This window comes from Desulfofundulus australicus DSM 11792 (genome assembly GCF_900129285.1).
GTDB lineage: Bacteria > Bacillota > Desulfotomaculia > Desulfotomaculales > Desulfovirgulaceae > Desulfofundulus > Desulfofundulus australicus.
Window position 1 is genome coordinate 136,688 of record NZ_FQUW01000005.1, and the last position, 26,265, is coordinate 162,952.

General features: G+C 54.6%; 22 protein-coding genes. 7 read left to right on the top strand and 15 right to left on the bottom strand.

Translation table 11 applies throughout. The features are described 5' to 3' along the window. The first annotated feature begins 170 nt into the window (after positions 1–170). The 4 genes from BUB44_RS01535 to BUB44_RS01550 all read left to right on the top strand — a co-directional run bounded on the left by BUB44_RS01535 (position 171) and on the right by BUB44_RS01550 (position 3,207). The gene (locus BUB44_RS01535) at positions 171–476 is read left to right on the top strand and encodes a hypothetical protein (protein WP_073162641.1); all 306 of its coding nucleotides are present in this window, start codon (positions 171–173) and stop codon (positions 474–476) included. A gap of 180 nt (positions 477–656) precedes the next feature. Further along, the gene (locus tag BUB44_RS01540; RefSeq protein WP_073162643.1) at positions 657–1,286 is read left to right on the top strand and encodes an accessory gene regulator ArgB-like protein; all 630 of its coding nucleotides are present in this window, start codon (positions 657–659) and stop codon (positions 1,284–1,286) included. Positions 1,287–1,307: 21 nt separating this feature from the next. Beyond that, the gene (locus BUB44_RS01545) at positions 1,308–1,439 is read left to right on the top strand and encodes a cyclic lactone autoinducer peptide (protein ID WP_083543029.1); all 132 of its coding nucleotides are present in this window, start codon (positions 1,308–1,310) and stop codon (positions 1,437–1,439) included. Positions 1,440–1,881: 442 nt separating this feature from the next. Beyond that, positions 1,882–3,207, top strand: coding sequence for a bifunctional diguanylate cyclase/phosphohydrolase (locus BUB44_RS01550; RefSeq protein ID WP_165610986.1), 1,326 nt, complete (start codon positions 1,882–1,884; stop codon positions 3,205–3,207). Here BUB44_RS01550 and BUB44_RS01555 read toward each other — a convergent pair. The 14 genes from BUB44_RS01555 to atoS form a co-directional block, all read right to left on the bottom strand. Continuing rightward, a complete protein-coding gene (locus BUB44_RS01555) occupies positions 3,204–4,763 on the bottom strand; it encodes a bifunctional ADP-dependent NAD(P)H-hydrate dehydratase/NAD(P)H-hydrate epimerase (RefSeq protein ID WP_073162645.1) in 1,560 nt (519 codons plus the stop codon). The two genes, BUB44_RS01550 and BUB44_RS01555, sit on opposite strands and share 4 nt — an antisense overlap. Positions 4,764–4,786: 23 nt before the next feature. After that, the gene (gene acpS, locus BUB44_RS01560) at positions 4,787–5,188 is read right to left on the bottom strand and encodes a holo-ACP synthase (protein ID WP_073162647.1); all 402 of its coding nucleotides are present in this window, start codon (positions 5,186–5,188) and stop codon (positions 4,787–4,789) included. An 88-nt stretch (positions 5,189–5,276) separates the two neighbouring features. Next, complete coding sequence (locus tag BUB44_RS01565) at positions 5,277–5,642, bottom strand: hypothetical protein (RefSeq protein ID WP_073162716.1); 366 nt, start codon at positions 5,640–5,642, stop codon at positions 5,277–5,279. A gap of 148 nt (positions 5,643–5,790) precedes the next feature. Continuing rightward, positions 5,791–6,576 (bottom strand): LytR/AlgR family response regulator transcription factor, encoded by a 786-nt coding sequence (locus BUB44_RS01570; protein ID WP_073162649.1) that lies wholly within the window; start codon positions 6,574–6,576, stop codon positions 5,791–5,793. After that, complete coding sequence (locus BUB44_RS01575; RefSeq protein ID WP_073162650.1) at positions 6,548–7,879, bottom strand: histidine kinase; 1,332 nt, start codon at positions 7,877–7,879, stop codon at positions 6,548–6,550. The genes BUB44_RS01570 and BUB44_RS01575 overlap by 29 nt, the downstream gene beginning before the upstream one ends. A gap of 304 nt (positions 7,880–8,183) precedes the next feature. Beyond that, positions 8,184–10,139: an acetate--CoA ligase gene (acs, locus tag BUB44_RS01580; RefSeq protein ID WP_073162652.1), complete on the bottom strand. Its 1,956-nt coding sequence runs from the start codon at positions 10,137–10,139 to the stop codon at positions 8,184–8,186. A 451-nt stretch (positions 10,140–10,590) separates the two neighbouring features. After that, a complete protein-coding gene (locus BUB44_RS01585; protein WP_083543031.1) occupies positions 10,591–11,088 on the bottom strand; it encodes a CBS domain-containing protein in 498 nt (165 codons plus the stop codon). 24 nt (positions 11,089–11,112) lie between these two features. After that, entirely contained in the window at positions 11,113–11,787 is a 675-nt protein-coding gene (locus BUB44_RS01590; RefSeq protein WP_027355652.1) for a hypothetical protein, read from the bottom strand. 89 nt (positions 11,788–11,876) lie between these two features. Beyond that, a complete protein-coding gene (locus BUB44_RS01595; protein WP_027355653.1) occupies positions 11,877–12,122 on the bottom strand; it encodes a hypothetical protein in 246 nt (81 codons plus the stop codon). Positions 12,123–12,163: 41 nt separating this feature from the next. After that, positions 12,164–13,333, bottom strand: a complete 1,170-nt coding sequence (locus BUB44_RS01600; RefSeq protein WP_083543032.1) for a sulfite exporter TauE/SafE family protein — start codon at positions 13,331–13,333, stop codon at positions 12,164–12,166. Position 13,334: 1 nt separating this feature from the next. Next, positions 13,335–13,571: a hypothetical protein gene (locus tag BUB44_RS01605; protein ID WP_073162654.1), complete on the bottom strand. Its 237-nt coding sequence runs from the start codon at positions 13,569–13,571 to the stop codon at positions 13,335–13,337. Between the two features lie 375 nt (positions 13,572–13,946). Then, positions 13,947–14,456, bottom strand: a complete 510-nt coding sequence (locus tag BUB44_RS01615) for a CBS domain-containing protein (RefSeq protein ID WP_027355656.1) — start codon at positions 14,454–14,456, stop codon at positions 13,947–13,949. A gap of 32 nt (positions 14,457–14,488) precedes the next feature. Continuing rightward, positions 14,489–15,850 (bottom strand): sigma-54-dependent transcriptional regulator, encoded by a 1,362-nt coding sequence (locus tag BUB44_RS01620; RefSeq protein ID WP_073162657.1) that lies wholly within the window; start codon positions 15,848–15,850, stop codon positions 14,489–14,491. 30 nt (positions 15,851–15,880) lie between these two features. After that, entirely contained in the window at positions 15,881–17,680 is a 1,800-nt protein-coding gene (atoS, locus tag BUB44_RS01625; RefSeq protein WP_073162659.1) for a two-component system sensor histidine kinase AtoS, read from the bottom strand. A gap of 150 nt (positions 17,681–17,830) precedes the next feature. Between atoS and treZ the strand changes: the two genes are divergently transcribed. The 3 genes from treZ to treY are packed head-to-tail and all read left to right on the top strand — an operon-like array spanning position 17,831 to position 24,946. Further along, on the top strand, positions 17,831–19,681 hold the full coding sequence (gene treZ, locus BUB44_RS01630) for a malto-oligosyltrehalose trehalohydrolase (protein WP_073162661.1): 1,851 nt from the start codon (positions 17,831–17,833) through the stop codon (positions 19,679–19,681). A gap of 53 nt (positions 19,682–19,734) precedes the next feature. Further along, a complete protein-coding gene (locus tag BUB44_RS01635) occupies positions 19,735–22,167 on the top strand; it encodes a DUF3536 domain-containing protein (protein ID WP_073162663.1) in 2,433 nt (810 codons plus the stop codon). Positions 22,168–22,180: 13 nt separating this feature from the next. After that, positions 22,181–24,946 carry a malto-oligosyltrehalose synthase gene (gene treY, locus BUB44_RS01640; protein WP_073162664.1) on the top strand — a complete coding sequence of 922 codons (2,766 nt, stop codon included), beginning with the start codon at positions 22,181–22,183 and terminating at the stop codon, positions 24,944–24,946. 55 nt (positions 24,947–25,001) lie between these two features. Here the strand turns inward: treY and BUB44_RS01645 are convergent, their stop codons facing one another. Continuing rightward, positions 25,002–26,228, bottom strand: a complete 1,227-nt coding sequence (locus BUB44_RS01645; protein ID WP_407637320.1) for a phenylacetate--CoA ligase family protein — start codon at positions 26,226–26,228, stop codon at positions 25,002–25,004. Positions 26,229–26,265: the final 37 nt, after the last annotated feature.

The following is a 26,265-nucleotide window of genomic DNA, read 5'->3' on the forward strand; positions in this document are numbered from 1 at the left end:
ACCGGGGGTAAGCCGGCTTCATTCCAAGGCTTACCCCTCAAAACTTTGTAACTTTATGTCGAAGGAACAATGAGGAATATTTTGTTTCTTTATGCATCAGGAGGAAGGATTTTCTTCTTTTATGGAGAAGAAAGTACGAAACTGGCTAATCCTACCCGGAGAATACAATTATGTTTGGTGAAACATTAACCGAAGCCCTGCTGGCCCTGCCCGTTCAGGACCTGCCGGAAAGCATTGTCATGACCATGGCCGTTTTCGCCCTCCTGGGCCTGCCGCTGGAGTGGAGAAAAATTGCGGCGGTGGCCCTTCTGCAGACGGTCACCAACCTGGTGCGCCTGCTGCCCATCGCCTTTGGCATGCATACGGTCATTCTGGCCATTTCCCTGGCCATATACACCAGGTTGTTTACGGGAGCCAGGTTTAGCAGGTCATTTCTTGCTGTCATAATTTGTTTTTTTTGTCATATTTACTACTGAATTGGTAAGTATTAGACCATTAATAACTATGTATAACTTTTCATATGAACAGGTAGTTAATAGCCCCCTGCTCAGGGGTCTTTTCAGCCTCCCTTATGAAGTTGCTTTATTACTGCTGGCCCTGGTGAAAAATTACTTCAACCGGCGGAAATATGAACAAGTGTCCAGGTGATGACCTATATGGTTCGTTACAGCCTTTCCCGGGAACTGGCCGGTTACCTGCGCAAAACCCTGGAGCTTACGGAAGAGCAGGAAGAAATCGCGGCCTACAGCCTCCTGCTTATCTTTCAGACCCTTATCTCCCTGCTGGGCATATCAGTGGTGGCCTGGCTGGCGGGTTGCCTGCCGGCAGCCCTGACTGCTCTTTTCACCAGCGCATTCCTGCGCTCCTTTTCCGGCGGTGCCCACTGCTCCTCGCCCGCCCGGTGCACCGTGTTAAGTATGGTGACCGTCCCCTTGATTGGAGCGCTGGCAACCAATCTGGCCGAGGTCTTTCCACGTCCTCTGCTGGCCCCGGTAATCCTGGCCGGCGGGGTTGTGGCTCTTGCCAATGTCCTGCGGCTGGCCCCCGTGGACTCCCCGGCCAAGCCCATCACCTCGCCGCAGGAGCGCCGTCGTTTCCGCCGGCTCTCCCTGGCAGCAGTGGTGGTTGTTGTTATAATCCAGCTCCTTCTTTTGCCATTTCTCAACCAGGAAGCAATAGCTCCCATCCTGGCCGCTGAAGCGGGCATGCTGTGGCAGGTTTTTTCCTTAACCCGTACCGGCCACAGCTTTATAGCCGGAATAGACAGGTTGTTGAAGTTCATCTGAACGGGGAGGTGATCCAGCAAAATGAAGAGGTTATATATTAGTGCTTTATCTACATTTTTTAGTGTGTTACTTTTTGTTGCTACCATAAGCATTAAACCTGCTTGCGTATCATGGCTTTACCAACCAGAATTACCTCGTCTTCTAAAAAAATAACTTTATCTTAATTTAGGAGAGGTTTCCTCTCCTAAAAAACTTTTCTCTAGAGGCAACCTTTATGAGCACATGGAAAGAAAAAAGAACAGAAAATATAAAGGAACATATTGTATGTACACAAATACTGTGTATTTTACTCACATTACTTTCATTACCTGCATTATACGGTTTTACACCGTGGGAAATTTATAAAAATTATTTTTATTATTGGTTAGCATTATTAATTACATTTTCATTAATTATTGTTATATATATAATCAGTAAATTTGATTATCAAAAATTTAAGATTATTAATAGCCATCACTTTCATATTAATGAAGTAATAATAATATCTCTTCTGCTCCCCCTTACCCTCTCCCTGGCCGCAGCCTTTCCGAAAACCAAATTTCTGCTCCTTATCCCGGTAATCATCGCCGCCTCTACCTGGGGCAAGAGGGTTGGGATGGCCGTGGCAGCATTTTCCGGCTGCGTGGTGCTGATCAGCGACCTGCTCCCCTTCCTGAGTCATTTTTCACCCCGGGACTTCCGGATGGATCTGGTCTTTACCGGTGTAATCGTCCTGGCAGGCTGGTTTATCGGCGGGCTGACAGATATAGAAACCGAGACCAGAAACCACCTGCTCCACCTGGCCAACACCGACGGCCTGACCGGGCTTTACAACCACCGGTACTTCCAGGAAGAACTGCGCCGTCACCTGGCAGAAGCAGCAGAAAAGAACAGGCCTTTAAGCCTGATCATGATGGACATAGACTACTTTAAATTTTATAATGATGTCTTCGGCCATCAGAAAGGTGACCGGGTACTGGCCACCATCGGCAACATACTGGCCCGCCTGGTGAAGGAACCTTCTTTTGCAGCCCGTTACGGTGGCGAAGAATTCGTGGTGGTCATGCCCGGGGCGGACCGGGAGGCAGCCCGTGAGCTGGACGAGCAGATCAAGCGTGAAATCGCCGGCTACCCCTTTGAAGGTGCCGAAAACATGCCGGGGGGAGGGTTGACCATCTCCTCGGGCATCGCCTCTTTCCCCGAAAACGGTACAACCGCAGAGGAACTGGTCCGGATGGCGGATAAAGCCCTTTACCGGGCCAAGTACGGACGGGGAAATCATATTTATTTCTCCGTGGTGGATGAACTGCGCGCCTTTTGCCGCAATGAGAAGGAGCTTTTCAGCTCCCTGAAAACCCTCCTCACCGTCATCAACGCCCGGGACCGATACACTTACTGGCATTCGGAACGGGTGGCCGGTTATGCCGTTGCCCTGGCGGAAAGGATGGGACTTCCCCGGGATCTGGTCACGCTGCTCCAGTGCGGCGCTTACCTGCACGATATAGGGAAAATTGAAATTCCACCGGAAATACTTAACAAACCCGGCAAGCTGGACAAACAGGAATGGGAAATTGTTAAAAATCACCCCGTATGGGGCGGAAATATTGTGCACCCCCTGACCCTGTTCTCGGCTGTCGTCCCGCTTATCCGCCACCATCACGAAAATTACGACGGTACCGGCTACCCCGACGGCCTGGCCGGGGAAGAGATACCTCTCCTGGCACGGATCCTGCGCATTGCCGACAGCTTTGATGCCATGACCACGGACCGCCCCTACAAACCGGCCAGAACTCCCCGGGAGGCATGCCTGGTTTTAAAACAGGAGGCCGGGAAAATGTTCGACCCTCATCTGGTTGATATTTTTATATGTTTAATCTCTGAGCAGGAAGAAATTAAGAAAGAGCCTTCCCGGCCTCGCACCGCCGGCAGAAGTGCCGGCTAGGCACAGGTACACTCCACCCTGGCCATGGCTTCAGGCAGCAGTTCCAGAATATCACCTGCCAGGAAGCCACGCATGCCCTTTTCCCGGGCAGCCATGTCGCCGGCCAGGCCGTGCAGGTATGCCCCTGCAGCCGCGGCCCGCGGCGCATCCATCCCCTGCGCCAGGAGCCCGGCAATCACCCCTGTGAGTACATCACCGCTGCCTCCAGTGGCCAGGCCCGGATTACCGGTGGGATTGATATAGGTTGTGCCGCCGGGGCAGGCAATCAGTGTGGCAGCTCCCTTCAGCAGGGTTACCACTCCCCAATTTCCCGCTGCTTCTTCCGCCACTTTCAGGCGCCGCGAACTGATCTCACCGGGAGGACATCCCAACAGGCGGGCCATTTCTCCCTCGTGAGGTGTAATTATTGCAGGCGCAGAAATACGGCTCAAGATCTGAACATCACCGGCCAGAGCGTTCAGGCCGTCGGCGTCAATAACGCAGGGCACCCTTACCGCCGGTAACAGCTCCCGGATCAGGGCCACTGTTTCCAGGTGCCGGGAGAGACCGGGTCCAATGGCCAGCACGTCGGCTTTTTCCACCAGATCCAGGATTTCGTTCCGGGCGCTGCGGGCCAGCGTCCCTTCCCCGGTACCCGGCAGCCCGACGGTCATTATTTCCGTTAGCTTTACCGCCACCACATCCTGCAGTTCCGCAGGTACGGCCAGGGTCACCAGCCCCGCCCCGGCCCGGGCGGCACCCAGGGCTGCCAGGCAGGCAGCGCCGGTCATGCCCCGGGAACCGGCCACCACCAGCACCCGGCCGCAGGACCCTTTATGGGCCCAGGCAGGCCGCGGAGGCAGCCAGTCCCGCACCATTTTTTCGGTAACCAGGTAGCGGCCGGGAGCACCGTTTTCCAGCAAAAATGAGGGTATGGAAATATCGGCCACATGCAGTTCCCCAACGTGACTGCGCCCGGGTTCCTGCACCAGCCCCAGCTTGGGCAGGGCAAAGGTCACGGTATGGGTGGCCCGCACACAGGGACCGTGGACCTGCCCGGTATCGGCTTCCACGCCGGAAGGTATGTCCACGGCCACCACCGGCTTGCCGCTGGCATTGATGGCATCGATCACCCCCGCGGCCGGTTCCCGGGCCGCCCCCTTAAACCCGGTACCAAAGATGGCATCCACCACCGCGTGGGCACCTACCAGAAACAGGCGCACCGCATTTAAATCTTCCCCCCTAACCACGGGATACACCGGCTGGCCCATCTTCTGCCAGATAGCTAAATTTACTGCTGCATCACCGGTGATTTCCTCCGGCCGGGCCAGGAGCAAAACCTTTACCTCCGCCCCGGCATTAAACAGGTGACGGGCCACCACCAGCCCGTCCCCGCCGTTATTACCCTTGCCGGCAAAAACGGCCACCCTCTTGCCCGCCACATCCCCCAGCAACTGCCGGACGACCTGTACTACCGCCAGCCCGGCATTTTCCATCAGCACCAGTCCGGGTATGCCGTATTCTTCCATCGCCGCGCGGTCCAGATCGCGCATCTGCCCCCCGGTAACCACCCGCATGGGAAACACCCCTTTCCAGTCAGTTAATCACCAAGGGCCACGACCAGAGCAATTGCATACGCATCATCGTGGGAAAGGGTGAGCAGGAACGTTTTAATCCCCTGCTCCCGGGCCAGCAGGGCAGCCCGGCCGTGAAGCTTTACGCCGGGAACACCCCGCTTACTGCTTACTACTTCCACATTCCGCCAGCTGCAGCCCCCGGTTAAACCCGTACCCAGGGCCTTTAATACCGCTTCCTTGGCGGCAAACCGCGCCGCATAACAGGGGTAGGGATCCCGGCGGGCCATACAATACTGGCGCTCCCCGCCGGTATAGACCCTGGATAAAAAACGTTCTCCGAATTTACCTACTGCCTGCCTGATCCTCTCCACGGAAACCATGTCCGAACCAATGCTGCAGATGTTGTGCCGCGTGTTAATTTCCATTTTCCCTTTCCGCCTTTAAAAATATGGTCCGGATATATCCGGATCCTTGAAAATTCTAGTTCTCCTTCCAGGGGCAAAAACCCTGCTTTTATAGCCCTTCACTGCTGTTACTGCTATCGCTGAATGTTCCCCGGAGTTTAAAGTTAACCCACTCGGGAAAGGGAATCCCCGACCGGGCGAAAAACTCACTCTCCCTGGCCCGCTCATCGTCTTTTTCTTTAAGGAATTCCCTAACCGCCCGGCGGGTAATGGCGTATAGCTCCTCGTCCACCAGGCCCTGCTCCATCAGCAGAACGCGCAGGGCCAGATTTTCCTCTTCCAGAACCTTAACCCGGCTGAAAATTTCTATAAACATAAGCCGGATTATATCTTCATCCAGGGGACGCTGCACATCACCCAGCAGGTTCCAGATCTTTTGATCGCTTAACATATCCCATACTGCCTGCACACGCATCACCATCCATACCAGGTTTCACCAGCAGTCTTCAGCATAGTTTTTACAAAAGAGCCCTCCTTTATACACCCGCCGGTTTATGTGCCCCAAAAAAAGCATGGCCCGTGCAAAGGCCATGCAGTTATTCAGCAACCTTCTTTTTACACATCTAGAAGCCCAGAATCTTGCGCAACTTTTTGGCCTGGGCCCGGCTTACCGGAACCTCGCTGTTTTCCTTGTCATCCACCACCAGGTTGTAGGTACCGTTAAAGAAAGGTACTATTTCCTTGACCTTATGGAGGTTAACAATATAGCAGCGATGGGTACGGAAAAAGATGTTGGGGTTCAGGCGGGCTTCCAGCTCTTTCAGAGTATAACGGGTGAAAAATTTATCGGCATAGGTTTTAATGTAGATGTAATCCTGCTCCGTAAAGGCATAGACAATATCCGACTCCGCAACCAGCACCGTCTTGCCCTGTTTTTCCGCCGGGATCCGGTCAATTTTAAACTGACCGGCCCCGTTACCACCCCGGGCTGCCGGGGTGGTAAAGCCATTCTCCACAGCTCCAGCATCCATCTGGTTGATTTCCTGATATTTTTTCCATACTTTATCCACGGCCTTTTTCAGCCGGGCCTGGTCTACAGGCTTCAAAAGGTAATCCACGGCATTAACTTCAAAAGCTTTGACGGCATATTCATCATAAGCGGTAACGAAAATTACCTGGGGCTGCCTGGGCAACTCCTGAATAGCCGCCCCCAGTTCCAGGCCGTTCATGCCGGGCATGGATATGTCCAGGAAAAGAACCTGATATTCCAGTGCCTTGATTAACGCCAGGGCTTCTTGGGCATTGGTGGCCTCTCCCACGATCTCTATGTTATCAAAGCTGCTCAGGGCATAACGCAGTTCCTGCCGGGCCGGATATTCATCATCTACTATTAATGCTTTTAGCTTCAACAGAGTTCCCCTCCCCGTGTCCCAACTTGCATAATAAAGGCACCCGCACATAAACCGATGTTCCGGCATTGGGAGCACTGATAATGTGCAGGCCGTAATCTTTACCGAAAAGGCTTTTCAAGCGTTCATGGACATTACTGAGACCCACGCCATTGCCCGATCCAACACCGGGCTGCAGCACCTCGGACAGCCTTTCCGGAGGTATACCTACCCCATCATCCTTAATCACAATCAGCATATCCTCATCCAGCCGCTGGGCCGTAATCTGCACCGTACCCTGCCCCGGCTTGGGAAGAATCCCGTGCTTAATGGCATTCTCCACCAGGGGCTGGATGGTCAGAACCGGCACCTGATAGTCCAGTAGCTCCCGGTCTATATTCCTGACTACCCGCAATTTTTCACGGAAACGAGCCTTCTCCAGTATAAGGTAGGTGTTCAGGTATTCTATTTCTTCCCTCAGAGTATTGAAATGACCGTGGCGCTTCAAAGCATGGCGGAAGAAAGAAGCCAGGCGGATAAGAAGGCGTCGCGCCGTTTCCGGATTGGTCCGGCTGAACATGATGATGGTGTTCAGGGTATTGAATAAAAAATGGGGGTTGATCTGGGCCTGCAGGGCATCCAGCTCCGCTTTGGTTACCAGCTGAGCCTGCCTGTCCAGTTCCGCCAGTTCCATCTGCATACCCAGCAACTGGGCCAATCCTTCAGCCAGCTTAACCAGGTTCTGGGGAATTTCCCCCGGCTGTGTGCGGTAAAGCTTAATGGTACCCACAATTTCGTCCCTGCACTTGAGGGGAGAAATTACCGCCGACTCCAGGGGGCAACCGGGTACAGGACACTGCAGGTCACGGCCGCTGCGGACCACCTTGAGTTCACCCGTAACCAGGACCTCCCGGGTGGCATCGGTCATGATTGAACCGCCGGGCTTGTGGTGATCCGCCCCGGCACCGATATAGGCCAGGACTTTCTCCCGGTCAGTGATGGCCACAGCCGCCACGTCGCTGATTTTCTGAATGATTTCCACGGTCTTGGCTGCCGTCTCTTCATTCAACCCCCGCCGCAGGTAAGGCAGCGTTTCACTGGCAATTTGAAGGGTGAAATCCAGGGGGTGCTGCTCGCTTTTAAGATTGATTATCTTTTGTTTCTGTATATAATCACTGACCACAAAGGCAGCCACGGCATTGACACAGACCATGGCCAGCACCAGTTTCCAGGCCAGCGGATCCCACAGGAGTACAAAACCGGTGGCCAGAAAATTAATTGGCAACCAGCGGGCTATTACTCCCAGAGCCAGTTTTCTCTGCACCCAGACGCGCCTCCCCTCCCCCAAATGTTCTTATAATTCATAACATTTTAAAGATAAAAAATTTATTAACCTGCTAACTTTATTATATAAAATCCAGCGCAAAAAGTCTATTCCTCCACCAAGCAAAAAACCGGCCGTCCGGCCGGGAAAAAACGGGTGTGGATTATATCTGCCCTCTGCTTCCGTATAAATTAAATGGGCCCGCCGGATGGCGGGCGGAGGTAATGCCCAGTATTTTTAATCATAACCGCCCCCGCAGGCGGAAGCGCTGGCATAACCGCCACCCGGCAGGCCCAAATTTCTATCACATTTCTTTGGATTCGTACTGCTCCTTGATTTGAGCCACAACTGCAGGATCGGCCAGCGTGGTGGTATCCCCCAGTACCCGTCCCTCGGCAATATCCCGCAGCAGGCGCCGCATGATTTTACCGCTGCGGGTCTTGGGCAGTTCAGCGGTGAAGAAAATATCCTCCGGCCGGGCAATGGCACCGATTTTCTTGACCACGTGGGCCTTCAATTCATTGGCCAGTTCAGGGGTACCCTGAATGCCCTCCTTCAGGGTGACAAAGGCGCTGACAGCCTGGCCTTTTACCTCGTGGGCTTTACCGATAACGGCCGCCTCGGCTACCGCCGGGTGATCCACCAGGGCACTCTCAATTTCCATGGTTCCCAGGCGGTGCCCGCTGACGTTAATCACGTCATCCACCCGGCCCATGATCCAGAAGTAGCCGTCTTCATCCCTCCTGGCCCCGTCACCGGTGAAATATACATTTTCAAACCGGCTCCAGTACTGGGCCACGTAACGATCGGGGTCGCCGTAAATGGTACGCAGCATGGCCGGCCACGGGGACTTGAGAATCAGGTAACCACCGCTGCCCAGGGGCACTTCCTTGCCCGTGTTATCAACCACGGCCGCTTCCACACCGGGGAACGGTACGGTAGCGGAACCGGGCTTCAGGGTGGTAACTCCCGGCAGGGGAGAAATTAAGATCATTCCGGTTTCCGTCTGCCACCAGGTATCCACAATGGGGCAGCGCTCGTTGCCGATGTACTTGTAGTACCACATCCAGGCCTCGGGGTTAATGGGCTCTCCCACCGTGCCCAGCAGGCGCAGGCTGGAGAGATCGCGCCTGGCCGGCCACTCGGTGCCCCACCTCATAAAGGCCCGGATGGCCGTGGGAGCGGTATATAAGATGTTGACACGATATTTTTCCACAATGGCCCAGAAGCGGTCCCTTTCCGGCCAGTCGGGGCTGCCCTCGTACATCACCGTGGTGCACCCGTTGGCCAGGGGGCCGTAAACGATATAGGAGTGCCCGGTCACCCAGCCGATATCGGCGGTACACCAGTAAATGTCATCATCCTTAATATCGAAGATCATGCGGTGGGTGGCAGCAACCCCTACCAGGTAACCACCGGTGGTATGGACCACGCCTTTGGGCTTGCCCGTGGTCCCGCTGGTATAAAGAATGTAGAGCATATCCTCGGCGTCCATATGCTCCGGCTCGCAGCCGATGGGTGCCCTGGCCATCATCTCATGCCACCAGTAATCGCGGCCTTCCACAAAGTTAACATCCTGGCCGGTGCGCTTAACCATGAGCACCTTTTCCACAGACGGGCACTGGGCCAGCGCATCGTCACAGTTCTTTTTCAGGGGTACAATACCGCCCCGCCGCCACCCGCCGTCGGCGGTAATGACCAGCTTGGCCTGGCAGTCGTTAATGCGGTCCCGCAGGGATTCGGCGCTGAAGCCGCCAAAAACGACGCTGTGGGGGGCACCAATACGGGCACAGGCCAGCATGGCAATGGCCAGTTCGGGAATCATGGGCAGGTAAATGGTCACCCGGTCTCCCCGCTTTACGCCCAGCTCTTTCAGCACATTGGCGCATTTGGTTACCTCACGGTACAGATCCTGGTAGGTCAGGACGCGGTCGTCCCCGGGCTCCCCTTCCCAGATGATGGCTGCTTTGGTCCTGCGCCAGGTGTTCAGGTGGCGATCGATGCAGTTATATGAAACATTTAATTTCCCATTTACAAACCATTTGAAGAAGGGAGCATTGCTGGTATCCAGCACCTTATCCCACTTCTGGAACCAGTCAATACTCTCGGCCTGTTTGGCCCAGAAGCCCTCCCGGTCTGCCTTCGCCTCTTCATATATCGAAGCATCTTTTACTAACGCCTTGTCGACAAAATATGCCGGCGGCGGAAACGTCCTTTCTTCTTTTAATAACGCTTCCAGAACTCTTTCTTCGCTGGCCATTTTTTACCGGACCTCCTTTTTATTTTTCTGGAAAATAAAATTTTGTTTGTTTCGCGGGAAATAAATCCCAGCATCACCCCCGTCTAAAGCCAGCACAGCCTTACCTTTTCTAGAGAATTTTACATCAGAAATGATAAAATTTTAAGAATTTTGAGTTCAATTGCCCAATTTTAGCTCCTTTTCGTTTCTTAATCGAAACCAGTTGCCGGAAGACAAGCCGGGCTACCCTCGCAAACCATTGGCGGGCAAAAATAAACACTCTGCCCCATGACTTTGGAACAGAGCAAAAAGGTATTTTTATATGCCTGTTTTACACACCAGTGAACAGTCATTCACCGCGTTCTTCCACCCGTTCGGCAGGCTTTTTTGCCTGCTGCCACAACAACCGGGTCTTCCGTTAAATTATCCGGTATTAATATCGCCATATAAAATTGGCCCGGCAGTTAACATTTCAGCTCATATCCTCGAGAATTTCACCTATAAGCCAGAAGAGATCAATAGTTCTCACCACACCGCACAAATTGTCGCCGTCCATTACCGGTACGGAATTAATCTTTTTATTTAACATAACCAGGGCAGCCTCCCAAAGCGCTGCATCTTCATTAACAAAAGCCATCCCCACCGGGCGCATAACCTCTTTGACTTTTATGAATTGCTCGCTCCAGCGCGGGGGCAGGAAAAAAAGACCTGCCGGGTCACCTTTTAACAGGTCTTCCAGGAGAGCCTGGTAATGCAGGGCCCGCAGCAGCCCCCGCAAAGTAAGGATGCCCGTGGCACGCCCCCGGTTGTTATAAACCAGCGCCGATTGAAAACCCATCCACGTGCCGTCTTTCCCGCGAAAATACTCCTGCAACAACCTGAAAGCAGAAGCCACATCCGCATCTTCGTGCAGCGAAGGCAGTTCCTCCGCTGGAACCATAATTTCCCGCACCTTCAGCCGCAGGGGCACAGGATCATACCACCTCCCGGGGGTTCAACCGGTCTTGGCCTCACCTATCTTTTCAATATATTCACGGGTCACGAGGATGAAATCTGCCATCAGGCGGGCTATTTCCTCACAGTCGCGAACCGACAGGCGTTCGTTTAAGGGAAAGCATATTTTAAAGCGGTATTTACCGGTTTCCTCAACACGGGTGGACTCCCGTTCCAGGCGAAAACCCAGACGATTTTCCATTTCAACCTGATAATGGAGCAGCGGCAAAAAAAGGCTGTGCTTGTGACCATCCAGCACCAGTTCACCCTTGATAATTTTCTGCCCGGAATAGGGGCCCTTGCGGGGCTGGGTGCGGCACAGGCGGTAAAAAACATCCCGGCGGTCGGGAAGAACCAGGCACAGAGCTGAACCCCTGGCCTGCCCCCAACGGGCAGCGGACAAACATTTAATAACTATGCCTCTCTTAAAAAGGTTTTTCTCTACTCTCCGGCAGATTTCCTCCAGAAGCATCCTCCAATCTTTACCCGCATTAAAAGGCATGACCGGGACATTGGCAGCTTCTTCCCCTTGCTCATTCCGTTGCTCTTTGCCCCGCACCTGCAGCCATTTTTCAAACATCTCCAGAACTCCCCGCTGGTCCTCCTCCAGCTTCCACTGCTGGAGAAATTCCCGTTTATACCTGTTAAAGGACAGGATGAACTCGCTATCGTTCACAGTTTTCCCCCCTTTTTCCCCGCTAACACAGGAAGGGGAGCGACACCCTCCCCTCCGGCCATGTATATTGCACCGGTTGAGCTGCCTGCTCAACCCATTTTCAGCCCCAGCCATAAACATGCCGCCAGGACAAACGCAAGCACTACCACCAGAAACAAGCCGCCATTTTCCTCTGTCTGTATTTCCGCCCTGGACAACTCAATCCGGGTGAACACCTGCTCCAGGTATTCCAGGAGAGAAGGATCATCGTCCGGCAGCGGCCTGCCCCGATGGGCCACCAGCGCTTCCCCCCGGGAACAGCTTTTATGCAGTAAATTTGCTCCACCATTACTCATGGTCCGTTCCTCCCCTCATACAGGGGCAATGGTAATCGGCTTTAGCTCTTCTGCAGGTTTACCGCCACGCCGGCTTCTTCTGCCTGCAGTTCTTTCTTTCTCTTCCACATATTGCCGAGAACGATTACCCCACCCAGAGCCAGGGCAAAACACATGATAATGAAACTTGCTTTATCCAGCAGGTTAACGGTGCCCTGATTGAGCTCGATCAACCCCAGTTCGTGTAAATAAGTGGGTATGGCAATCCCCCTGCTGATGGAAACAATCAGCATTATAGTAGACATTACCAGCTTAATCATGTACTCTTTAACATAGGTGGTGCCCACAGCACCAACCTGCACCCCTATCAGAGAGCCGGCCAGCAGGAGCAGGACCATTCTAATATCGACAAAACCGCTTACAGCCCAGGTTATGGTACCGGTCAACCCCATCAGGAAGGCCACCACCAGCTCCGTAGCGCTGGCCATGATGGGTGATACACCCAGAATATAAATCATACCTGGAACGCCTATAAAACCCCCCACCGCAATGGTTGCCGCCAGCAAACCGGTGGCAAGCCCCAGCGGTGCAATAACCCAGAAGGAAACCCGTATACGGGCAGCGTTAAAACTGATCATGGGAGGAATGTTAATTCTTTTCATTTTTTCTGCCAGACCGGAAACGGTATCCTCAGTGCTGGCCCTTACCGCTCTCCGGGCATCGTAAAGCATATACAGTCCTACCAGGGTTAAAATCAGCACAAAGGCTACACTAACATATAAATTTGAACCCGCCGACCCCCACCGGGCAAAAATGAACTTCTGCACATAAATTCCCAGCTGCACACCTATAACCGCGGAAATGGCCATGAACACGCCCAGTTTTAAGTCCAGCTGGCCATATTTATAGCGCTTGTAAGCCCCTACCATGGATTTGGGAAACTTGTGGCACATATTGCTGGCCACCGCAATGGCCGCCGGTGCGCCCAGGCTCATCATGCCGGGAGTCAGAACAAACGCCCCTCCCGAACCGATAAAACCGCTGATCAGGCCTCCAAGAAAACCAAGGATAATCAGATATATAGCTCCCAGCGCATCGAGGCGGACAAACTGCTTAACCACATCACCAGGGCCCAGCGCTTCCCCGGCTGCTTCAGCCAGAGAAGGGATAGAAATTAAAAACAGGGTACCCAGGGCCACCAGGCTCCACAAAACTGCCTTTCTGCCCCGCATTCTAATGCACCCCTTTCTTTAAGGGTTGAATGCCCAGCGCTTCCAGAAGATAGTTGGCAAAGGCCCCGTGAATAAAGGAAAATATCATAGCTGTAAGAATAACCGCTATAGCAAAAATGCCTCCCCGGGCGAAATTGCGGGTAACAACATCCTGGTTAAGAAATAAGGCGAGATAAGCTGCCAGGGAGATTATTCCCCATAATATTGCCCGTCCGGTTGGTTTTTTTTGCGTGCCCATACATTCTCCCCCTTGCCGGTAATATTATCCAACAGCAATCATCCACGGCTTTCAATCAGACCGGCCAGTTCCCCCCTTTACCGGTTGTTGTTTTTGTGCTTAAAGGTGCAAATGCTGTGCCGTTGTTCACAAAAAAAAAGGCCGTTTTTAAAGGCCTTCCGGGTTCTGACATTACTTTCCTTGTGTCCAGTTTATGGTCAGTAGAACAATTTCTCAACACAGGATTTTTAAAGATGGCTTGATGGCTCTCATTTCAGTTTATTTCGGCCACCGGTTTTACCACCTGTCTTTTGCTTCTCTGTTGAAATTTTCATCAACCCTGACGGAAAAAGTGTAATTGAGCATTTTCACAATCTTCGAGAACAGGCATAAATTTTACCTGTTCTTTTCTTCTGCTTCCCGATAATAATCGCTCAACACTTTGAAAACATCAACAACACGTACCACACCCAGCAGGTTGCCGCGCTCCAGAACAGGCAGGGAGTTAACGTTATATTTCAAAAAAGTGCGGATAACCTCTAAAAGCTCATCACTGGCCTGCACTGTGGCCAGCAGGACGGGCCTCATGATATCCCGCACCTTCATCCGGGAGCCTTCCTTTAACTTTCTCAGAAAGTACCAGCTCCAGGACTCGGACTTAAACAGGGGGTTGCGGATTAAATCGTAAAGCCCTACCGCTGTTAAAATCCCGCGGAGAGTCAAAATACCTTCCAGTTTACCATCATTATTCAGAACAATCAGAATACGGTGCCCATGCCAGGGCCTGCCTTCCCGGTGAAAAGATTGCCTTAAGGCCTGGATACCCTCGTGCAGGGTGGCATCTGCCGTAATAGTGGGAATCTGCTCGATGGGGATCATAACGTCCCGTGCCCTCAACGCAAGCATGATCGTACTCCTTTACATTAATTTACATTCGCTTAATCAATAATGCCCAGCTCTTTCATTTTCAGGTACAGAGAACTGCGGTTCATTTTCAGCGCCTGTGCGGCCGCTGAACGGTTCCAGTTGTGTTCTTCCAGGGCCTGCAGGATGATCTCCCGCTCCACTTCAGCAACCATTTCTTTGAAGGAATCCCCGCTCAGCCCTTTCAACCAGTGCAGGCGGCGGGAACTTTTGCGGATGGAGTGGGGCAGATCCTCAACCGTCAGCAGAGGCCCGTTGGACATCAAAACAGCCCGCTCGCAAACATTTTTCAGCTCCCTCACATTGCCCGGCCACTCGTATTCCAGGAGCAGCTTCATGGCCTGTTCGGTAAAACCGCTGATCTGCTTTCTGTATTCAGAGCTGTACTGCTTTATCATATGTTCGACCAGCAGGGGAATATCTTCCCTGCGCTCCCGCAGCGGCGGCAGGTAGATATCAACCACGTTCAGACGGTAAAACAAGTCCTCCCTGAACGTTCCTTCGGCAATGCATTTTTCCAGATCCTTATTGGTGGCAGCAATAATCCGCACGTCCACTTTTATGGTTTCGGTACCCCCCAGGCGCTCAAATTCCCGCTCCTGGATGACCCGGAGCAGTTTGGCCTGGAGGTTCAGGGACATTTCCCCGATTTCATCCAGAAAAATGGTTCCATGCTGGGCCAGCTCAAATTTACCGGGTTTCGATGTCACCGCGCCGGTAAAGGCACCTTTTTCATAACCGAAGAGTTCGCTTTCCAGAAGGCTATCCGGAATAGAAGCACAGTTGATTTTTACAAAAGGCTTATCCCGCCGCACGCTGTTAAAGTGTATGGCCCTGGCCACCAGTTCCTTGCCCGTTCCGCTCTCGCCCCGGATGAGCACAGTGGCATTGGAATTGGCCACCCGCCCGATAATCTTGTAAACCTTTTGCATTGCCGGCGACAATCCGATCATGATTTCCGAAGGCTCATCCGTCACCTTACCCGGATCGGCCGGGGCTTTACGCATCAACTTTTTTATCTCCACGGCTTTTTTGACCGTTTCCAGAAGATCATTAATCTGAAGGGGTTTTAAAAGGTAATCAAAGGCACCCATCTTCATGGCCTCAATGGTACTTTGCGTAGAACCGTAAGCCGTAATTAAAATGATGGGAGTATCCTGACCTTTCACCCGTACCAGTTCCAGGGCCTTAATCCCATCTATTTCCGGCATGCGTATGTCCATGATGACCGCAGCGGGATCGAGCATGGTTATCTTTTCCAATCCCTCCCGGCCATCCCGGGCCGTTTCCACACGATAACCATGGTCAGTCAGGATGTCCTTTAATGTTTGCCGCACGCTTTCCTCATCATCCACAACCAGAATGAGATCTTCCATCGCGCTTCACCTCTTGCCAGGGTTACCCGGCTACGTTCTGAGATAGATGGTAAACTTCGTTCCCCGGCCCACCTCGCTCTCCACTTCTATCTGCCCGCCATGGGCCTGCACGATCTCGTAGGCAATGGCCAGCCCCAGGCCGGTGCCTTTAGGCCTGGTGGAGTAAAACGGCGTAAAAAGATGGGCCAGGTTTTCTTTCGGAATACCGCATCCGGTATCAGCAATGGTCAGGGCCACCCGTTGCCTGCCGGGAAGGTAAGCGGTGGATATGGATATGGTACCACCTTCGGGCATGGCCTGGATGGCGTTAAAAATTATGTTAACCACTGCCCTCTCCATCTGCTCGGCGTCCATCCAGACCGGCGGCAGGTCCGCTTCCAGGTCCAGCAGCAGGTTATATTTCCCCTGATACATCTCCTGAAAGAATTCGGTTAACTCCCGGATTAAAACATTCAGATCGCGCTGAAACAGCCGCGCCTCCGCTGGTTTGGCAAAGTACAGCAGTTGCTCAACAATGTAATCCAGGCGGGTAATCTCACGCTGGATTGTTGCCAGGGCCTGGGTGCTGGGTTGTTTGTTTTGCATCCAGTGCTGGATATAGCAGCTAATAGAAGTGAGCGGGTTGCGAATTTCGTGGGCCACACCGGTAACCAGTTTCCCCAGAGCAGCCAGACGCTCCTGCCGCCGCACTTTTTCCTCCAGCTGCATGCGTTCAGTCAAATCCCGGCAGTTGATTACAGCTCCCAGAAGTTCTCCGGAAGCAGTTTTCAAAGGTAAAATGCTCAAAAGCAGCTGGCGGGGAGATTTATCGCCATTGCTCCAGTTCAGCATCAAATCGCGAAAAGCCTTTTCTTCCTTTAAGGTCCGCTCCAGGTAAGACAGCAGGGGGGAGTTCCCGGAGAAAAGCTCACCCATCATACGACCTTTAAATCCTTCCGGCAGGGCGAACAGTTCCCGTGCCAGGTTATTGGCCAGGACCACTTCTCCCCCGGCGTTAACCACCACGATAGCTTCATCGATTACCGCCAGCATGGTTTCGGTATACAGGTTTAACTCCGCAATACGGCGGGCAAAGCCATTAATTCCCTCTACAATTTCACCGAGCTCGCCATGAGCCTCGGGCATGGTCCGGGAAAGATCTTCTTCCAGGGTTTTCAGGCCCTGCCTGATGAACCGCACCTGCATTACCAGGTCACGGAAAATGTATATGGCTCCCCCAAAGCCTGTAAGTACCACAGCGGCTATTGCCGAGTAGGCAATCATCTCGATATGGCGCCGCTTGCCGTAATAACCCACTTCGGAAAGATATTCGGCCGAACGAATTACGCCCTCCACTTTACCATTACGGGTGAAGGGACGGTAAATCTCAATAACCCCGCCTTCTTCAGGACCCAGGTTTTGTACCAGGCTCTTCCTCTGGGACATGGTTTCCTCAAAGGCCTTTTTACGGCGCAGGGAAAAATTTTCATCGAAACGCGCGGTTCCGTCGTAAAAAACGTGCAGGGGTTCATAGTACAACCCTATATGAACCTCCGGGTACTCCCGTTTAACATGGTTAATTTTTTCATTGACATAATTGCCTATAGCCACTATTTTTTCTTCTCTGGTTCTGCCCGCCAGACCCTGTTCAGCTAAATAATTATCCAGGCTGCCGGCCAGGTTCTGGTCCAGCAGGTAAGCCGCCTGGTTAAGCTTGGCCTTCTGGTGTTCCAGAATGGAAAGCTCGCTGTTTTTGATGATGTGCATCATATAAAGGGTAAGAAGAACAGGGAGTATCAGCAGCAGGGTAACCAGAAACAATATACGATTGCCGTAAAAGAACTTGTGCAACGCATCCCCACTCCATGCGCCAATGATTTATTACTATTGTAATACCGGATAAGACCCTTTTAAAAGGGAAAAACTTTTGGCACATAAAAAATCAAGCAGTCACGTACTGCTGAACTGTAAAATCGCTAATAATAGGAACGGTGAAAACTCATGTTTCAGCGCATAACTTCCCTGCCCCCGGGAGCCACCTACCTGGGAGAAGGCCGCTGCTATTTTAAAGTATGGGCACCCAGGGTAAAAAGCCTGGCCGTACATATCCTGGGACCCCGTGAGCGGGTTATTCCCTTAACCGAAGAAAAACACGGTTATTTTGGCGGCACCGTAGAGGGGGTGGAACCGGGAAACCTCTATTACTACCTCCTGGACGGGGAAAAGGAAAGACCCGACCCGGCCTCGCGCCACCAGCCGGAAGGAGTGCACGGACCTTCCCAGGTGGTGGACCTTTACTCTTTTAACTGGAACGATCACTGCTGGTCCGGCCCCAACCGGGAAAGCCTGGTTTTTTATGAGCTGCACCCGGGAACATTCACCCGCGAGGGGACTTTCGAGGCCATCATCCCCTACCTGGAAGAGTTAAAGGAACTGGGAATCACCGCCATCCAGCTCATGCCCGTAGCCCAGTTTCCGGGCAGCCGCAACTGGGGCTACGACGGTGTCTACCCCTATGCCGTGCAAAATTCCTACGGCGGGCCCGGCGGCCTGCAGCGACTGGTGGACGCCTGTCATCAAAAGGGAATGGCTCTTTTCCTGGACGTGGTCTACAACCACCTGGGACCGGAGGGCAATTACCTGGGCGACTACGCGCCCTATTTCACGGAGCGTTACCGCACCCCCTGGGGACCGGCAATTAATTTCGACGGGCCGGGCAGCGATGAGGTACGCCGCTATTTTATTGAAAACGCCCTTTACTGGATCCGGGATTACCATATAGACGGCCTGCGCCTGGACGCGGTGCACGCCATCCTGGACATGTCGGCCACCCACTTTCTGGAGGAGCTGGCAGAAGAAGTGCACCGGGAAGCCGGGCGCCTGGGCCGCCGCGTCTACGTGGTGGCGGAAAGCGATCTCAACGATGCCCGCATCATCCGGCCCCGGGCCATTGGAGGCTACGGGCTGGACGCCCAGTGGTGCGATGATTTTCACCACGCCCTGCACACCCTGCTGACGGGTGAAAGGCTGGGGTACTACCGGGACTTTGGAGAGCTCGATCATCTTGCCAAAGCCTTTCGCCAGGGTTACGTATATACGGGCCAGTACTCGGAATACCGGCAGCGCAGGCACGGCAATACCACGGACCTCTGCAGGCCCTGCCAGTTTGTGGTTTTCTCTCAAAATCACGACCAGGTAGGGAACCGGGCGGGGGGCGAAAGGCTCAGCAACCTGGCCACCTTCGAGGACCTCAAGCTGGCGGCAGCAGCAGTCATCCTCTCCCCCTACTTACCCCTCCTGTTTATGGGGGAGGAATACGGTGAAACGGCTCCTTTCCTCTACTTCACCAGCCATACGGACCCGGCCCTGGTCGAAGCAGTGCGCAAGGGGCGGCGGGAGGAATTTTCCGCCTTTGCCTGGCAGGAAATAGCAGACCCCCAGGATGAGCAGACTTTCCTGCGCTCCCGGCTGAACAGGGCTCTTCGCCATGAAGGCCACCACCGGGTCCTCTACGAATTTTACCGGGAACTGCTGCGCCTGCGCCGGGAAGTGCAGGCCCTGGGGAACCTGGAAAGGAGAAATATGGAGGTGCACTCCTACCCCGGAGAGCAGGTTCTGGTGGTCCAGCGATGGGAAAGGGAGAGCCGGGCCAGTCTTATTCTCTCCTTTAATGATCTCCCGGTTCACCTGAATCTGCCCCTGGCACAGGGGCACTGGCAAAAAATTCTGGATGCCGCGGAGGAGCGCTGGCTCGGCAGCGGCAGCACCGTCCCGCCCGTCCTGTTTTCCCCGGGAAGGGTGGAACTCACCCTCCCGCCAAAAGCATGCCTTTTACTGGAGCTGGAAAGGTGAGTCCATACCCGGGCCTATGCCGGGGAAGGAAAATCGATACTGGAGGGATACCAGTGGAACGCTATATCTGCATTCACGGGCACTTTTACCAGCCACCCCGGGAAAATCCCTGGCTGGAGGACGTGGAACTTCAGGATTCCGCCTACCCCTACCACGACTGGAACGAGAGAATTACCGCTGAATGCTACGAACCCAACACTGCCTCGCGCATACTGGACGCCGACGGTTGGATCAGAAAAATCGTCAACAACTACAGCAGGATCAGCTTCAATTTCGGCCCCACCCTGCTTTCCTGGATGGAGAAACACGAGCCGGAAGTCCTCCGGGCTATCGTTGAAGCCGACCGCCTCAGCCGGGAAAGATTTTCCGGACACGGTTCCGCCCTGGCCCAGGCCTATAACCACATGATCATGCCCCTGGCCAACCGGCGGGACAAATACACCCAGGTCATCTGGGGCATTAAGGATTTCGAATACCGCTTTGGGCGCCGCCCGGAAGGCATGTGGCTGCCGGAAACAGCGGTGGATCTGGAAACGCTGGAAATTATGGCCGAACAGGGTGTCCGCTTTACCATCCTGGCACCCTACCAGGCCCGGAGATTCCGCAGGATCGGCACCGATACCTGGCAGGATGTGGGGCCGGGGGGTATCGATCCCACCGTCCCCTACCTCATCAACCTGCCCGCATCGGGCCGCACCATCAGCGTCTTCTTTTATAACGCCGATATTTCCCGGGCGGTGGCCTTTGAAGGCCTGCTCTTAAACGGGGAGAATTTCGCCAGGAGGTTGATCAGCGCCTTCAATACGGGCCGCCCCGAAACCCAGCTGGTCCACATTGCTACCGACGGGGAAACCTACGGCCACCACCACCCGCATGGAGATATGGCCCTGGCCTACGCTCTTAATTACATAGAAACCAATAAGGCAGCCCGCATAACCAACTACGGGGAGTTCCTGGAAAAACACCCGGCCACTATGGAAGTGGAGATTAATGAAAATACCGCCTGGAGCTGTGCCCACGGGGTGGAACGATGGCGCAACAACTGCGGGTGCAATTCCGGCCAGCACCCGGGATGGAGCCAGGCGTGGCGGGCCCCCCTGCGCAACGCCCTAAACTGGCTGCGCAACACCATCGCCCCCATGTACGAGGAGGAAGCACGCCGCTTTTTAAAGGATCCCTGGGCCGCCCGTAACGACTATATTGAGGTAATCCTGGACCGTTCAACCGGGAGCCTGAACCGCTTCCTGAATAAACACGCCGCCCGCCCGCTGGAAGAAAACGAACAGGTACGGGTCCTCAAACTCCTGGAAATGCAGCGCCACGCCATGCTCATGTTCACCAGCTGCGGCTGGTTTTTTGACGAAATTTCCGGTATCGAAACGGTACAGGTGCTGCAGTATGCCTGCAGGGTGATCCAGCTGGCCCAGGAATTATTCGGGAAATCCCTGGAGCAACCTTTCCTGGAAATACTCTCCCAGGCCAAGAGCAACATACCCGAACATAAGGATGGCGCACACGTCTATGAAAAGTTCGCCAAACCGGCCATGGTGGACCTGGTCAAAGTGGGAGCCCACTACGCCATTTCCTCGCTGTTCGAATCCTATGACGAACATTCCCGCATATACTCCTATACCGTGTTGCGGGAGGACAGCATCAACCGCCTGGCCGGGGCGGCCAAGCTGACCCTGGGCAAGGCTCGCGTCACCTCGGAAATTACCCGGGAAGGGGTAACTATTGTTTATGGCGTGGTCAACTTTGGCTACCCCAGCATTAACGGCGGGGTGCGGGTATACCAGGACGAGGAAAGCTACCGCAAGATGGTGGAAGAAGTGGCCGGGGCCTTTGACCGGGTTGATTTCCCGGAAGTCGTCCGCCTTTTAGACCAGTATTTCCATGGCAGCACTTTCTCTTTAAAACATCTCTTCCGGGACAAGCAGCGGGAGATCCTGGATGTCATTCTGGACTCCACCCTGGAAGAGGTGGCCGGCGACTACCGGCGCATATACGAGCGCCACGCTCCTTTAATGCGGCTTTTGCAGGAACTGAACATTCCCCAGCCCAATGTCCTGCGGGCGGCCGCCGAATTTGTTATCAATACCAGCCTGCGCCAGGCCTTTTCGGAAAAATTCCTGGACCTGGAGCGTATTAAAGCCCTGCTGGAAGAAGCCAGGATGACCAGCATTAATCTAGATGGGGCCTCCCTGAGCTATGCCCTTAAGAAAACCCTGAATAAACTGGGAGAGGAACTGCGCAGGCATCCCACCGACCTCTCCCTGCTCGAGCACCTGGCCACAACCTGCAACCTGGTCCGTTCCCTGCCCTTCGAGGTGGATATGTGGAAAGTGCAGAACAATTATTACTGCCTGCTGCAAACCATCTACCAGGACCTGCGCCAGAAAGCCGACCAGGGGGATGAAGAAGCCAGAACCTGGGTGGAACGCTTCGGCTCCCTGGGAGATTGCCTGGGCATTAAAAGGAACAGGTGAGGGAGGAAATGCCATGACCCCCGTGCGGATCCCGGTTTCCACCTACCGCCTGCAGTTCAGCAGGGAGTTCGATTTCACCAGGGCCCGGGAACTGGTCCCCTACCTGCATGCCCTGGGTATTACGGATATATACGCCTCTCCCCTGCTGGGCGCCCGGCGGGGCAGTCCCCACGGTTATGACGTGACCGACCCCACCCGCATCAACCCGGAACTGGGGGGGGAGGAAGGAATGCGTACCCTGGTCGCTTCCCTGCACGAACGGGGGATGGGCCTGCTCCTGGATGTGGTGCCAAACCATATGGCCGCCAGCCCGGAAAACCCCTGGTGGTTTGATCTCCTCCGCTGGGGGCCTGATTCTCCCTATGACGCATATTTTGACCTGGACTGGCAACCGGCGAGAACTTCCCTGGCCGGCAAGTTACTCCTGCCCATCCTGGGCTCTCCATATGGTGATGTTCTGGAGAAAGGGGAACTCTCCCTTACCCTGACCGGGATGGGCTTCGGCGTGGCCTACCACCAGCAGTGGCTCCCTTTAAAGCCCGCCTCCCACGGGGAGATCCTGGAATATGCAGGGGTGACAGGTGAACTGCAGAGACTTGCCGGCGTCTTTTTGCGCTCCCCCGGCCGGGAGGAATTTTTACGGGCGGTAGAAGAATTGTGGCGGCTGTATACCCAGAAACCTCCTGCCAGGGACCTGCTGAACGAGGCCCTGCTCCTGATCAACAACCAGAAGGAGAAGCTGGACGAAATCCTCAGCGGGCAGTACTACCGCCTCGCCTTCTGGAAGGCGGGCAGGGAAGAGGTTAATTACCGGCGCTTCTTTGATGTGGCTGAGCTGGTCTCCCTGCGGATGGAGGAGGAAAGGGTTTTTGAAGCCACCCACTCCCTGGTACTGGAACTGGCCCGCCAGGGAGCGGTAACGGGCTTCCGCATCGACCATATAGACGGCCTGCGCGACCCGCAGGCTTACCTTGAGCGCCTGCAGGCACGTCTCCAGCCTGCCGGCAGCACCGGCGGTTCGCCGGCCAGAAACAATTTTTTCGTGGTGGTGGAAAAGATCCTCACCGGAAACGAAGAATTACCCCCGCAGTGGCCGGTTTACGGAACCACGGGGTATGATTTTTTAAACCTTTTAAATGCCCTCTACACCAACGGGGATGGCCTGGACATTCTGGAGGCGGTTTACCGCCGGGCAGAACGGGAGGTTCCCGCCTTTGAAGAAGTGGTTTATACCTGCAAAAAAAAGGTGCTGCGGGAGCTCTTTGCCGGGGAAGTGCGGGCGCTGGTGCACCAGCTGGACCCCCTGGCAGCCGCCGACCCCCGGGGCCGGGATCTCTCCCTGAAGGAACTGGAAAAAGCCCTGGTAGCCCTTACCGCCTGCCTCCCGGTTTACCGGACCTACATCCGGGAAGAGGCAGTATCAGACATGGACAGGGACTTTATCCTCCAGGCGGTGGAGCAGGCCGGCAGGTTAAACCCGGAACTAAAAAGGGCCATTGATTTCCTGCGGCGGGTGCTGCTGCTCGAAGTTAAGGACCGTGCTGCCGCCCTGAAATTTTCCATGCGCTGGCAGCAGTTCACCGGCCCCGCCATGGCCAAAGGGTTCGAAGATACGGCTTTATATATTTACAACCGCCTCATATCGCTGAACGAGGTGGGCGGGAATCCCGGCACCCGGGGCCTGGAGGTGGCAGAATTTCACCGGAGCAATCTAAAAAGATACCGGTGCCAGCCCCACACCCTCAACGCCACCTCCACCCACGATACCAAGCGCAGCGAGGATGTGCGGGCACGGCTGCACGTCCTGTCAGAAATTCCCCACCTGTTTGCCGGGCGCCTGGAACGCTGGCAGGAAATGAACCGGAACAAAAAGCCCCTTATCGAGGGCCAGCCGGTCCCCGAAGCAAATATGGAACTGTACATCTACCAGACCCTGCTGGGGGCCTGGCCCCTGGAGGAAGGAGAGCTGGACAGCTTCAAGCAGCGGCTGCGGGATTACCTGCTTAAAGCCGCCCGGGAAGCCAAGACCAGAACCAGCTGGTTGAATCCGGATCCGGCCTACGAAGAAGCCCTGCTGAAATTTGTGGAAACCATCCTGGAAGATGATAAGAACAACCGGTTCCGGCAGGATTTTCTGGAGTTCCAGAAAATAACTGCTTTTTACGGCGCCATTTATTCCCTGGCCCAGGTGCTGCTGAAGATAGCCTCACCGGGCATCCCGGACTTTTACCAGGGGACGGAGCTCTGGAACTTCAGCCTGGTGGACCCGGACAACCGCCGCCCGGTGGATTTTTCCCGCCGGATGGGCCTCCTGACCGGGCTTAAGGAAAAGGAAAATTTCGCCGGGCCGCTGGCCCTGGCAAAAGAACTTTTATCCACCTGGCCGGACGGCCGCGTGAAGCTCTATCTCACTTACAAAGCCCTGCACTTCCGCCGGGCGAGGCGGGAACTTTTCCAGGCCGGTGAATACATTCCCCTCCAGGCCGCAGGCCCGCTGCAGCGGCACCTGTGCGCTTTTGCCCGCCGGGCGGGTGAAAGCTGGGCCCTGGTGGTTGTACCCCGCCTGGTGGCCTGCCTGAACGGCCGGGAACCGCAACTCCAGTTTCCCCTGGGGGAGAAGATATGGGGGGAAACTGCCCTGCTCCTGCCCGCCCGGGCCCCGCACCGGTGGATTAACATTTTTACCGGCGAAGAGGTAAACTCGTCCGCAAAGGGCTCCCTCTCCCTGGCGGAAGTATTCCGCCACTTCCCGGCAGCACTGCTGGAAAACGCCGGCTAGAGCTGGCCGGAAAAATTTTCAGGCCGGTTTGCAGACCGGCCTGTTCAACTCCATTCTATAATTCCCGGTAATCAAAAACCCTCTTGCTTTTTTTCTCACTCCGGGGCAGGGTGCCAGGGGCAACCGCTTCCACGTCGGCGGTAACGCCAATCCGGGATTTCATGTTGCGCTTGAACTCCCCGGCCACTTCCCGGGGATCTCTTCCTTCTTCCACCTCTATTTTGATCAGCATATGATCCTTACCTTCGTTCCTGGTAAGTATGATCTGGTACTCACTGCCGGCCCCCTCTGTAATTTTAAGGACATGGTCGACCTGGCCGGGGTAGATATTTACGCCCTTAATCTTGATCATATCGTCGGTCCGGCCGAGAACCCGGTCGATCATGGGGTACGCGCTCCCGCAGGGACACCTGTAGGGCAGCAGCCGGGTGATATCATGGGTGCGGTACCTCAGCAGGGGCATACCTTCCTTGGTGAGGGTGGTGATGACCAGCTCTCCCTCTTCTCCCGGAGGAAGCTGCCTGCCCGAAACGGGATCAATAACTTCAAAAAGGAGATGGTCGGACCAGTAGTGAAGGCCGCTGTGGTAGGGGCAGTCAATGGCAATCCCCGGCCCGTAAACCTCGGTGAGCCCGTATATATCATAGGTTTCTATATTGAAGATTTCTTCAATGCGGCGGCGCATCTTGTCGCCCCAGCGCTCCGAGCCAAAGATGCCCAAACGGAGTTTGATTCGATCCAGCACCCCCCTCTTTTTGGCCTCTTCCGCCAGCAGGAGGCCGTAAGAAGAGGTGCCGATTAAAACGGTCGTCTTCAGGTCGATCATCATTTCCATCTGTTTTTCCGTATTCCCGGGACCGGTGGGTATGGCCATGGCGCCCAGCCGTTCCACGCCGGCCTGGAAGCCGATACCCGCCGTCCACAGCCCGTAGCCGGGGGTAATCTGCACCCTGTCCCGGCTGCTCACCCCTGTCATGGCCAGGGAGCGGGCCATCATTTCGGCCCAGGCATCCACATCTCTTCTGGTATAAGGTACAATAACCGGCTTGCCCGTGGTACCGGAAGAAGAGTGGATGCGCACAACTTCTTTTTCGGGAACGGCCATCAACCCCAGGGGATAGGCATCGCGCAGCTCGTGCTTGTCGGTAAAAGGTACCCGGTCCAGATCGTTTATTGTTCTAATGGAAGCGGGATCCACCCCCGCTTCATCCAGCTTCTTCCGGTAAAAGGGAGAGTTGCGGTACACCCGCTGAACCATTTCCCGCAGCGCCGTCCCCTGCATCTCATACAGGGCCTCGAAATCAAAACGGCCCCCGCCC